Genomic DNA, 10,493 nt, shown 5'->3' on the forward strand with positions numbered 1-10,493 from the left:
GCCGCCGCCGGCGTCGCCGACCTGGTCGGCGCCCTCGCCGGCGCCGCCGCCCCGGTGATCCGCCTCCAGCCCACCGGCGTCGCCCCGGCCTCCGGAGCCCTGCGCTGGGCCCTGCCCGGCTGGGCCGGCTCCGTGGACCTCCTCCTCATCCCGACCACCGACGGCTCCGAACCCGGCCTCGCGCTCCTCGCCGAGCAGGCGTACCGGCGGGGCATCACGGTCGTCGCCGTCGCCCCGAAGACCGCCCCGCTCGCCGAGACCGTCAGCGCGCCCCGCGGACTGCTCGTCCCGATGGCGACGGCCCCGCACGAGAGCCCCGAGGAGTACGAGGAGTCCCTCGCCGCGGGCCCCGGCGCCCTGTGGGCCCTGTTCACCCCGCTCCTCGCGCTGCTCGACCGCGTCGGCCTGGTCGAGGCCCCGCCCGAGACGCTGGAGAAGGTCGCCGACCGCCTGGACCGCACGGCGGAGCGCTGCGGCCCGGCCATCGCCACGTACAGCAACCCGGCCAAGACGCTCGCCGCCGAACTCGCCGACACCCTCCCGCTGATCTGGACCGAGGGCGACGCCGCCGGCCCCGTCGGCCGCCGCTTCGCCGCCGTCCTCGCCGAACTGGCCGGACTGCCCGCCCTCGCCGCCGAACTCCCCGAGGCCCTGCCCGCGCACGGTGTCCTGCTCGCGGGCGACTACGCGGCCGGCGCCGATCCCGACGACTTCTTCCGCGACCGCGTAGAGGAGCAGCAGGCCCTGCGCGCCCGGGTCGTGCTGCTGCGCGACCGCCCGGCCGACGCGGGCGGCCTGACCGCCGCGCCCGCGGCCCGCGAACTCGCGCTCAGCCACGGCACGGCCATCAGCGAACTCGAACCGCTCGCGTCGGAGGAGACCCCCGGCGAGGCGGGCGAACTCCTGGAGATCCTGGCCGAACTGCTCGCCGTGACGGACTTCGCCGCCGTGTACCTCTCCCTGGCCTCCGCAGGCATCGCACCCCCGCCACCCCCGTCGTAAGGCAACCGTCACGGCGCCGCCATCCCCCGGACGCCCCCGCCCCACTTCCATCACCGCACCATCGCGCCACGGCGCCAAGGCGCCACCACCCTTCGCGCCACCGCGTCACCGCACCGAGGAAAGCTGGAAGGCTCCATGGACCGCCTCGTCAACACCGTCCGCCCCTACGCCTGGGGCTCCACCACGGCCATCCCGGAACTCCTGGGGACCCCGCCCACCGGCGAACCCCAGGCCGAGATGTGGATGGGCGCCCACCCCGGCGCCCCCTCCCGCACGGAGCGCGGACCGCTCAACGAGGTGATCGACGCCGATCCCGTACGCGAACTGGGCGCGCCGGCCGTCGACAAGTTCGGCCCGCGGCTGCCGTTCCTGCTCAAGCTGCTCGCCGCCGGAGCCCCGCTCTCCCTCCAGGTCCACCCCGACCTCGCCCAGGCCAAGGCCGGCTTCGCCGCCGAGGAGGCGGCCGGCGTCCCGATCGACGCGGCCCACCGCAACTACAAGGACGCCAACCACAAGCCCGAACTGATCTGCGCCCTCGGGACGTTCAACGGCTTCTGCGGCTTCCGCGACCCCGTCGAGGCCGCCGACGCCCTCTCCGCGCTCGGCGTCGACTCCCTCAAGCCGTACGTCGACCTGCTGCACGCCCACCCCGAAGAGGACGCGCTGCGCGAGGTCCTGACGGCCCTGCTGACCGCCGACCCGGCCGAGATGGCGCACACCGTCGCCGAGGCCGCGGCCGCCGCCCAGCGCCTGGGCGGGGCCCATGCCCCGTACGCCACGCTCGCCCACCACTACCCGAGCGACCCCGGCGTCATCGCCGCCATGCTGCTCAACTTCGTCCAACTCCAGCCCGGCGAAGCCCTCTACCTCGGCGCGGGCGTCCCGCACGCCTATCTGGACGGACTCGGCGTCGAGATCATGGCCAACTCCGACAACGTGCTCCGCTGCGGACTCACCCCGAAGCACGTCGACGTCCCCGAACTGCTCAAGGTCGTCCGCTTCGAGCCGACCGACCCGGGCATCCTGCGCCCCGAGGCGTCCCCGTCGGGCGAGGAGGTCTACGACATCCCGATCGACGAGTTCCGTCTCTCCCGCTTCGTACGCGCCGAGGGCGCCGCCCCCACCGACGTCACCGCCGGCACCCCGCAGATCCTGCTCGCCGTCGCGGGCCGGCCCAAGGCGGGCGAAGTGACCCTCGCTCCCGGTGAGTCCGTCTTCGTACCGGCAGGTGAAACGACCGAACTGTCCGGTACGGGAACGGTCTTTCGCGCCACCGTCGCCGCCTGATGCAACAATGACCGGCCGAATGGCGGCAACAGTGCCGGAGTACCGACGAAGGGAACACGTACACCCATGAGCGCGTCAGGCGGAACCAAGGCGATCGTGGCGGCGCTCGCCGCGAACCTCGCGATCGCGGTAGCCAAGTTCGTGGCGTTCCTCTTCAGCGGTTCGTCCTCGATGCTGGCCGAGAGCGTCCACTCGCTGGCCGACTCCGGCAACCAGGGCCTGCTGCTGCTCGGCGGCAAGAAGGCGAAGCGCGAGGCGACCCCGCAGCACCCCTTCGGCTACGGCCGCGAGCGGTACATCTACGCCTTCCTCGTCTCGATCGTCCTCTTCTCCGTCGGTGGCATGTTCGCCATCTACGAGGGCTACGAGAAGATCAAGCACCCGCACGAGATCGAGGCCTGGTACTGGCCGGTCGGCGTCCTCGTCTTCGCGATCATCGCCGAGACCTTCTCCTTCCGTACGGCCATCAAGGAGTCCAACGAGGTCCGTGGCGGGCTGTCCTGGAAGGAGTTCGTCCGCCGGGCGAAGGCCCCCGAGCTGCCGGTCGTCCTCCTGGAGGACCTCGGCGCGCTCGTCGGCCTGTTCCTCGCCCTCGGCGGCGTCGGCCTCGCGCTGCTGACCGGCGACGGCATCTGGGACGGCATCGGCACCCTCTGCATCGGCATCCTCCTCATCGTCATCGCGATCGTCCTGGCCGCCGAGACCAAGTCGCTGCTGCTCGGCGAGGCCGCCGGCGTCGACCAGGTGAAGATGATCGAGGAGGCCGTCGTCGACGGCGAGACCGTCACCCGCCTCATCCACATGCGCACGCTCCACCTCGGCCCCGAGGAGCTCCTGGTGGCCGCCAAGGTCGCCGTCCGGCACGACGACACGGCCGCCGACGTGGCCCACGCCATCAACGCGGCCGAGGAGCGCATCCGCGCCGCCGTCCCGATCGCCCGGGTCATCTACCTGGAGCCGGACGTCTACAGCGAGGCGGCAGCCGCGGCGGGCGAGAACCCGGCGAAGACCCCGGGCGGCTCCACCCACTGACGCCCGACCGCACGACGAGGGCCCGAGGTCACCGAGACCCCGGGCCCTCGTCGTGCGCGCGAGCGCGCGTGGGAGCTACTCGACCTCCCCCAGCACCCCCAGCACGGCAGCCTCATCGACCGCGGAGAGCAGCCGCTCCCGGAAACCCGGATCCATCAGCTTCCGCGACAGCATCGCCAGGATCCGCAGATGCTCGTCACCCGCGGCCGCCTCCGGCACCGTGATCATGAAGATCAGCCGCGCCTTCGTCCCGTCGAGAGAGCCCCACTCGACGCCCTCGGCCGACCGCGCGAAGCCGACGACCGGCGCCTTCACGGCATCGGTCTTGGCGTGCGGGATGGCGATCTCCTCGCCGAGCCCGGTCGTGCCCTGCGCCTCCCGGGCGAACGCGGCGGCCACGAGCCCGTCGAGGTCCCTGACCTTCCCGGTCGTGGCGAGCATCGCGGCCATCTCCCGGATGGCGGCGTCCTTGTCGCCGGCGTCGAGCCGCACGTTCACGGTCGCGGCCGTCAGGTACCCGGAGAGCACGGCGGCCGGCTCGCCGCCGGAGCCACCCACACCGCCGCCACCGGCGCCACCCACACCGCCGCCGACGGACCCGGGTGCGGACGGAGCCGCAGCCACCGCCGCCGCCGCACCCACCGGCTCAGGCGCGGGAACCCCGGCCACAGCGGCCACGGGCGCGACCACGCCACCCCGGTTCCGCCGCTCCCGGATGTCGATCAGCGCGTTCGTGGTGAGCGCGGTGACGACCGTGCCGACCGCGACGGCCAGGAAGAACATCGGCACACCGCCCACCGCGCCGAGCACCGCCACGATCGGCCCGCCGTGCGGCACCGCGTCCGTCACCCCGGCCATGCCCGCCAGCGCACCGGCGACCGCGCCGCCCAGCATGTTCGCGGGGATCACCTGCGCGGGCCGCGCCGCAGCGAACGGGATCGCGCCCTCGGAGATCCCGAACATGCCCATGAAGAGCGAGGCCATCCCGGTCTCCCGCTCCTGCTCCGAGTACAGCTTGCGCCGCAGCAGCGTCGCCAGGCCCTGGCCGAGCGGCATCACGGGGATCGCGGCGGCGCACATGCCCATGACGGTCATGTTGCCCGTGGCGATGAGCCCCGCCCCGAAGAGGAACGCCGTCTTGTTGACCGGACCGCCCATGTCGAACGCGATCATCAGCCCGAGGATCGCCCCGAGCAGGATCGCGCTCGTCCCGGTCATCCCGCCGAGCCAGCTCGTCAGGTGCTCGAAGACCCAGGAGATCGGCTGCCCGATCACGTAGATGAAGAACAACCCCAGGGCCGTGGTCGCCACGATGGGGATCACGATGATCGGCATGATCGGCTGGACGAACTTCGGTACGCGGACCTTCTTGATCCACAGCACCAGATAGCCGGCGAGGAAACCGGTCACGATCGCCCCGATGAAACCCGCGCCCGCCTCGGAGTGGTACAGCGAACCGTCGGCGGCGATCCAGCCGCCGATCATGCCCGGCACCAGCGCCGGCCGGTCCCCGATCGCGTAGGCGATGTAGCCGGACAGGACCGGCACCATCAGCTTGAAGCCGATGACCCCGATGTTGTTGACGTCCATCCAGAAGGAGTCCTCCGGGATGACCAGCCCGTCGGGCCCCGCGTGCCCGCCGACGGCGAGCGAGATCGCGATCAGCAGCCCGCCGACCACGACGAACGGGATCATGTACGAGACACCGTTCATCAGCGCCTTGTACGCGACACTCCGCTCCTTCCCGCCGCCCGCGCCGCCGCTCGCCGGGGCACCGCCCCCGGACCGGTGCACGGGCGCGCTGCGCACCTGCTCGATCAGCCGCTCCGGATGGTGGATGCCCTCGGCCACCCCGACGGTCAGCACCCGCTTCCCGGCGAACCGGCTGAGGTCGACGTCCTTGTCGGCGGCCACGATGATGCCGTCCGCGTGCCTGACATCGTTGTCGGTCAGCACGTTCTCGGCCCCGATGGACCCCTGCGTCTCCACCTTGATCTCGACGCCGAGCGCCTGCGCGGCCTGCGCCAGCTTCTCCGCCGCCATATAGGTGTGGGCGATACCGGTCGGACAGGCCGTGATCGCGAGCAGCCGCACCTTCCGCCCCTCACTCGCTGGACTGGTCACAGGCTTCTCCTCGCACTCGCTCGCTGGTGGTTCCCCCGCATCGTGCCCCAGATGGCAACGCTGTCAAAAGTGCGTAAGGCCCCGAACGACCGGGCCACAGGGCCCGAAGTCGAGACCGGATCCGGCCGAATCGTCGCCCTGGGCGGGCTGTGGATCGCCGGGGCGATCGGTGTAGATTCGTGACCAGCCAGACGTCGCTGCTGATGGCGGTCGGGCGGTCCCTGCGAGGACCGGCCGAGGGAGAGAGGGCCTCCGACGACTGCACCGCGTGAGATACGCCGGGCATTCGTGTGCCCGCGCCCCCTCATGTCGCGGTGTCAGGCGCGCCCCAACCGAACCTCGAACCGATCGCACCCGATCGTGAGGAGCAGCCCAGTCATGACGACTGCCGCCACCCAGCAGGACTTCAAGGTCGCCGACCTGTCCCTGGCCGCCTTCGGCCGCAAGGAGATCACCCTCGCCGAGCACGAGATGCCCGGCCTGATGTCGATCCGCCGCGAGTACGCCGAGCAGCAGCCCCTCGCCGGCGCCCGGATCACCGGCTCCCTGCACATGACCGTGCAGACCGCTGTCCTGATCGAGACCCTGGTCGCCCTCGGCGCCGAGGTCCGCTGGGCGTCCTGCAACATCTTCTCCACCCAGGACCACGCCGCCGCGGCAATCGCCGTCGGCCCGAACGGCACCCCCGACGCCCCCGCCGGCGTCCCGGTCTTCGCCTGGAAGGGCGAGACCCTGGAGGAGTACTGGTGGTGCACGGAGCAGGCCCTGACCTGGCCGAACACGCCGACCGGCGGCCCGAACATGATCCTTGACGACGGTGGTGACGCCACCCTCCTCGTCCACAAGGGCGTCGAGTTCGAGAAGGCCGGCTCCGCCCCGGACCCGTCCACCGCGGACAGCGAGGAGTACGGCTACATCCTCCGCCTCCTCAACCGCACCCTCGGCGAGAACCCGCAGAAGTGGACCCAGCTCGCCTCCGAGATCCGCGGTGTCACCGAGGAGACCACGACGGGTGTCCACCGGCTGTACGAGATGCACCGGGAGGGCGCGCTGCTCTTCCCGGCGATCAACGTGAACGACGCGGTGACGAAGTCGAAGTTCGACAACAAGTACGGCTGCCGCCACTCCCTCATCGACGGCATCAACCGCGCCACCGACGTCCTGATCGGCGGCAAGACCGCCGTCGTCTGCGGTTACGGCGACGTCGGCAAGGGCTGCGCCGAGTCGCTGCGCGGCCAGGGCGCCCGCGTCATCGTCACCGAGATCGACCCGATCTGCGCGCTCCAGGCGGCGATGGACGGCTACCAGGTCGCCACCCTCGACGACGTCGTCGAGACCGCCGACATCTTCATCACCACCACGGGCAACAAGGACATCATCATGGCGTCCGACATCGCCCGCATGAAGCACCAGGCGATCGTCGGCAACATCGGTCACTTCGACAACGAGATCGACATGGCCGGCCTGGCCGCCACCCCCGGCATCGTCAAGGACGAGGTCAAGCCGCAGGTCCACACCTGGACCTACCCCGACGGCAAGGTCGTCATCGTCCTCTCGGAGGGTCGCCTGCTGAACCTGGGCAACGCGACCGGTCACCCCTCCTTCGTGATGTCGAACTCCTTCGCGGACCAGACCCTGGCCCAGATCGAGCTCTTCACCAAGCCGGAGGAGTACCCGACCGACGTCTACGTGCTCCCCAAGCACCTGGACGAGAAGGTCGCCCGCCTCCACCTCGCCTCGCTCGGCGTGAAGCTCACGACCCTCCGCCCGGAGCAGGCCGCCTACATCGGCGTCCAGGTCGAGGGCCCGTACAAGCCGGACCACTACCGCTACTGATGCCGGCACCGACGGCGCCCGTGCACTGACGCACGCCCGTCACCCGCACCCGTAGAGGATCAGGCAGGCCCCCGCACCCCCGTGCCGGGGGCCTGCCCCGTATGACCGGCCCGCACCCGGGCCTCTCTACCCCCCGACGAAGCACCCCGAGGACCCGGACCCATGCCCCGCGGCCGTTATTCGCTCCATGACCCGCACGATCACACCCCCCTCGGCGAAGAACACTTCAACTGCGCGCCCGGCCCCTCCGGCTGGCGCTACGTCTCCCAGATCACCACCCCCTCCGGCGACCACGCGGGCTCCGTCGATCTGGCCATCGACGAACTCGGCCGCCCCATCCGCCTCGAACTCCACGCCGCGAGCTGGCAGGTCCGCGGCGCCGCCCTCGAAGGCGTCACCTGGGTCCGCACGGACCCCACCGGAACCCACGCCACCGAAGGCAATGTGCGCGCCCACGCCTTCAGCGGCACGTCCCCGGCGTTCCTCGTCGCGATCACACGACTGCTGCGTCTCACCCCCGCTTCCCCCGCGACCCGCGTCCGGCTCGTCGCCTTCACGGATCCCGTGCTCGCCCCCCTCACGATCGACCAGTCCTGGGCCCTGATGAAGAGTGAAGCGCACGCCACTGACAATGGCGTTCTGATCGTGGACGAGTACCAGGTCAACGCCCTGGACACCGGCGAACAGCACACGGTTCACATCGCCGGGGACGTGGTCCTCTCGGCCCCCGGCATCGAATTGGAATCCCTCGACACCCCACCGTCCGTGTTCCCCGACACCGGGAACTAGGCGGGCGGCGCGAACCCGGTAGAACGAGGAGCCTCAGCCGCGGGCGGACCGGCCGGCGCCGACGGAACACCCCCGCCGGAGTCACCCCCATCACGCGGAGCACCACCGGCCCCCGCGATCCCGACGCCGGCGACACCGGCCACCCCTTCCGCTCCCGGCTGCGCCACGGGAGCGGAAGGGGAGAAGGCGCGCCGGGCGTCCCGGGCCTGCCGCTCGCCGACGACCCCGGCCAGAAAGGCCGCCGCGGGCACCCCGGCGGGCGGCGGAGTCCCCGTCCGCGCGACCAGCTCGTCCGCGAGCCGCTCGGCGATCCGCCGTCCCACCGCGGGATCGAGCTGCCCCATCCGCGTCAGGTACTGCCGTATCTCCAGCCAGAGCCCGTCCGGCACGGCGGAGAGGTCCAGCTCGGTGAAGCGCCCCACGAGCCACGGCGGGGGAGGAGGCACGAACGCGTTCCGCGCCGCAGGCACCCGCTCCCGTACGACGAGGGTCCCGGCGAAGACATCACCGAGCCGCCGCCCACGCGCGGACACGAGCGAGGCGACACAGGCGACGACCCCGAACGTCATCAGGATCTCCACGACCCCCATGGCGCCCCGCACCAGCGCGTGCCGGAACCGGATCGGCCCGCCGTCGTCCCGCACCACCCGCAGCCCGCAGGCCAGCTTCCCCAGCGACCGCCCGTGCGACAGCGTCTCCACGGCGATGGGCGCCCCCACGAGCACGAGGACGAAGCCGGCGATGTCCACCGCCATCTGCGCGGCCTCGTCAAGAGAAGCCGTGGCCAACGTGAGCCCGAACATGACCAGCAGATAGGCGGTCCAGACGACCACCAGATCGAGGAAGAGCGCCAGAGCCCGGCTGGGCAGCCGAGCCGGCTGCAGTCCCAGCACGACGGCGTCCCCCGTCACCACCCCGCTCACGAAGACCCACCTTCCTCAGACCTGCCCGGACCCCTGGATACGACAGTCTGCCAAGCTGACCGGCAGCGCGCCGCAGTAGTACGGACCCGTACGCACCCCAGTGCCTGGAGCAGCAGCCGATCATGGACCTTGACGTCTTCGTCACCGCCCACCGCGCCGAGTGGGACCGCCTCGACCAGCTCCTGCGCCGCGGCGGCAAGCTGACCGGCGCCGAGGCCGACGAACTCGTGGCCCTGTACCAGCGGACGGCCACCCACCTCTCCCTGATCCAGTCCAGCGCGCCGGACCCCATGCTCACGGCCCGGCTCACCCAGCTGGTCGCCCGTGCCCGAGCCAGCGTCACCGGCACCCGCCGCTCGTCCTGGCGCGACGCGGCCACGTTCCTGACGGCCGGCTTCCCGGCCGCGGTCTACCGCTCACGCCACTGGTGGATCCCGACCGCCGTCCTGTCTCTCCTCCTCGCTGCGGTCGTCGGCTGGTGGATCGGCACGCACCCGGAGGTGCAGTCCGCCATCGGCGCCCCCGCGGAGCTCCGCGAGATGACCCGCCCGGGCGGCCAGTACGAGACGTACTACTCGAGCAACCCGGCAGGCTCCTTCGCGGCCCAGGTCTGGACGAACAACGCCCGGGCCGCCGCCATGTGCCTGGTCCTGGGAGCGTTCCTGGGCATCCCGGTGATCTGGATCCTCTTCCTCAACATGCTGAACGTCGGCGTCGCCATCGGCCTCATGTCCGCCGCCGGCCGCCTCGACATCATGCTGGGCCTGCTCCTCCCGCACGGCCTGCTCGAACTGACCGCGGTCTTCGTCGCCGCGGGCACCGGCCTCAAGCTCGGCTGGACGGTCATCGACCCGGGTCCGACGACCCGCCGGGCGGCGCTCGCCGCCCAGGGCCGTGCGGCGGTGGGCATGGCCATCGGCCTCGCCCTCGTCCTCTTCCTCTCGGGCCTCATCGAAGGCTTCGTCACCCCGTCGGGCCTCCCGACCTGGGCACGCATCACGATCGGCATCGCCGCCGAGCTGGCATTCCTCGCCTACGTCTACGTCCTGGGCGGTCGCGCGGCACGCGCGGGCGAAACCGGCGACCTCGCCGACGCGGACCGCACCGCTGAGCTGCCGACCGCCGCCTGATGTGCGTACGCCCCCGCTGACCTGCTAGTCTCCTCTTCGCCCACAAAAAACTGTTGACACGGTTCGCGTGGGGAGGTAGATTCAAACGGTTGCCTCGGACTGGACAAGTTCGATGGCTGCGAGTTAGTATCTCTCTTGCTCCGGTCGGGATTCGATTTCCACGGAGCCACCCCGATTCCTTATTCGAATCACGAAAGCCACCGATTAGGTCGGCCGGAATGAATCTGATAAAGTCGGAATCGCCGGAAAGGGAAACGCGAAAGCGAAGAACGGCCCGGCAGCCCGCTCCAGCGGGTGGCAGAAACGGAAAACGGATCTGCTAAGCTGGAAACACGAAAGACCGAAGGGAAAAGCCCGGAGGAAAGCCCGA

At 71.2% G+C, this 10,493-nt stretch carries 8 protein-coding genes; 6 read left to right on the forward strand and 2 right to left on the reverse strand.

Annotated elements, in window-relative coordinates:
* From AB0E14_RS38075 to AB0E14_RS38085, 3 genes are all read left to right on the forward strand, one after another.
* Positions 1 to 1,002: SIS domain-containing protein (locus AB0E14_RS38075; RefSeq protein ID WP_362429593.1), on the forward strand; the 1,002-nt coding region annotated here is incomplete at its 5' end.
* 135 nt (positions 1,003 to 1,137) lie between these two features.
* Positions 1,138 to 2,289: a mannose-6-phosphate isomerase, class I gene (manA, locus tag AB0E14_RS38080; RefSeq protein ID WP_362429597.1), complete on the forward strand. Its 1,152-nt coding sequence runs from the start codon at positions 1,138 to 1,140 to the stop codon at positions 2,287 to 2,289.
* A 66-nt stretch (positions 2,290 to 2,355) separates the two neighbouring features.
* Entirely contained in the window at positions 2,356 to 3,321 is a 966-nt protein-coding gene (locus AB0E14_RS38085; protein WP_362429600.1) for a cation diffusion facilitator family transporter, read from the forward strand.
* A 75-nt stretch (positions 3,322 to 3,396) separates the two neighbouring features.
* Here the strand turns inward: AB0E14_RS38085 and AB0E14_RS38090 are convergent, their stop codons facing one another.
* On the reverse strand, positions 3,397 to 5,445 hold the full coding sequence (locus tag AB0E14_RS38090; protein ID WP_362429603.1) for a fructose-specific PTS transporter subunit EIIC: 2,049 nt from the start codon (positions 5,443 to 5,445) through the stop codon (positions 3,397 to 3,399).
* A 378-nt stretch (positions 5,446 to 5,823) separates the two neighbouring features.
* Between AB0E14_RS38090 and ahcY the strand changes: the two genes are divergently transcribed.
* Together ahcY and AB0E14_RS38100 are read left to right on the forward strand one after the other, a co-directional pair.
* On the forward strand, positions 5,824 to 7,281 hold the full coding sequence (ahcY, locus tag AB0E14_RS38095; protein WP_362429606.1) for an adenosylhomocysteinase: 1,458 nt from the start codon (positions 5,824 to 5,826) through the stop codon (positions 7,279 to 7,281).
* A 162-nt stretch (positions 7,282 to 7,443) separates the two neighbouring features.
* Positions 7,444 to 8,070 carry a hypothetical protein gene (locus tag AB0E14_RS38100; protein ID WP_362429609.1) on the forward strand — a complete coding sequence of 209 codons (627 nt, stop codon included), beginning with the start codon at positions 7,444 to 7,446 and terminating at the stop codon, positions 8,068 to 8,070.
* Here AB0E14_RS38100 and AB0E14_RS38105 read toward each other — a convergent pair.
* A complete protein-coding gene (locus tag AB0E14_RS38105; RefSeq protein WP_362429612.1) occupies positions 8,067 to 8,993 on the reverse strand; it encodes an RDD family protein in 927 nt (308 codons plus the stop codon). The genes AB0E14_RS38100 and AB0E14_RS38105 overlap by 4 nt on opposite strands.
* Positions 8,994 to 9,115: 122 nt before the next feature.
* Between AB0E14_RS38105 and AB0E14_RS38110 the strand changes: the two genes are divergently transcribed.
* Positions 9,116 to 10,123: a stage II sporulation protein M gene (locus AB0E14_RS38110; protein ID WP_362429615.1), complete on the forward strand. Its 1,008-nt coding sequence runs from the start codon at positions 9,116 to 9,118 to the stop codon at positions 10,121 to 10,123.
* Positions 10,124 to 10,493 lie beyond the last annotated feature (370 nt).

Source organism: Streptomyces sp. NPDC047981, assembly GCF_040653315.1.
Taxonomy (GTDB): domain Bacteria; phylum Actinomycetota; class Actinomycetes; order Streptomycetales; family Streptomycetaceae; genus Streptomyces.